The organism is Azonexus sp., assembly GCF_036170495.1.
Taxonomy (GTDB): Bacteria; Pseudomonadota; Gammaproteobacteria; order Burkholderiales; family Rhodocyclaceae; genus Azonexus.
This window is the reverse complement of sequence record NZ_JAVHPH010000091.1, coordinates 1-1,173: the sequence shown is the minus strand read 5'-3', so window position 1 is coordinate 1,173 and position 1,173 is coordinate 1. Positions and strand designations below refer to the sequence as shown.

The 1,173-nt window shown below is 56.8% G+C and carries 1 pseudogene; it reads right to left on the bottom strand.

Annotated elements, in window-relative coordinates:
* Positions 1-1,173: pseudogene (locus tag ADADOO_RS02940) on the bottom strand (glutamate synthase subunit alpha); the annotation flags it as partial.

Below are 1,173 nucleotides of genomic sequence, written 5' to 3'. Positions count from 1 at the left end.
CTTCACCATTCTGGACCATCGGCTCGAGAATGATCTTGACGTCTTCCTGCGTGTAACCGAAAGCTTGCTGGCGATCCAGCAGCGAAGCCGCGGGAGCCGAACATTTTTCATTCGGGGCCGGCACTTCGTCGAGCTTGATGCGGATCTTTTCGATCCACTCGCGATACGGCTTGGCGTTGGCCAAGGAATCCTTGAGTTCCTTGTCGTCGATAATGCGGCCCTGCTCCATATCGATCAGGAACATCTTGCCCGGCTGCAGGCGCCACTTCTGGACAATCTTCTTTTCCGGAATGGGCAGTACGCCCGACTCGGAAGCCATCACGACGAGATCGTCATCGGTAACCAGATAGCGGGCTGGGCGCAGACCGTTACGGTCAAGCGTCGCGCCAATTTGGCGACCATCAGTAAAAGCCACCGCTGCAGGGCCGTCCCACGGCTCCATCATGGCAGCATGGTATTCGTAGAAGGCGCGACGGTTCTCGTCCATCTGCGAATGCTTTTCCCAGGCTTCCGGGATCATCAGCATGACTGCTTGGGCCAACGAGTAGCCCCCGCCCATGACCAGCAGTTCTAGTGCATTGTCGAAGGAAGCCGAGTCAGACTGTCCGGGATAATGCAGCGGCCAGACTTTCTTCAGGTCATCACCGAGAATCGGCGAGGAGATCGCCTGTTCACGGGCCTTGAACCAGTTGACGTTACCACGCACCGTGTTGATTTCACCGTTATGGGCGATGTAGCGGAACGGATGTGCCAGATCCCAAGTCGGGAAGGTGTTGGTGGAGAAACGCTGGTGCACCAAGGCAAGGGCCGAAACGGTACGCTTGTCCTGCAAATCAAGGTAGTACACGCCAACCTGGTCCGCCAACAGCAAACCTTTGTAGTTAACTGTACGAGCGGAAAAGGACGGAACGTAGAATTCCTGGCCGAATTTCAGCCTTAGCGACTTGATCGCATTGGCGGCACGGCGACGGATAATGTACAGCTTGCGCTCAAGGGCATCAGTCACGAACACATCGGGACCCCGCCCAACAAATACCTGACGAATTACCGGCTCCTTGGCACGCACGGTTGGCGACATCGGCATGTCGCGATTGACCGGCACATCCCGCCAGCCAAGCAGCACCTGACCTTCTGAGACGACTGAGCGCTCAATCTCTTCGATACAGGCGTAGC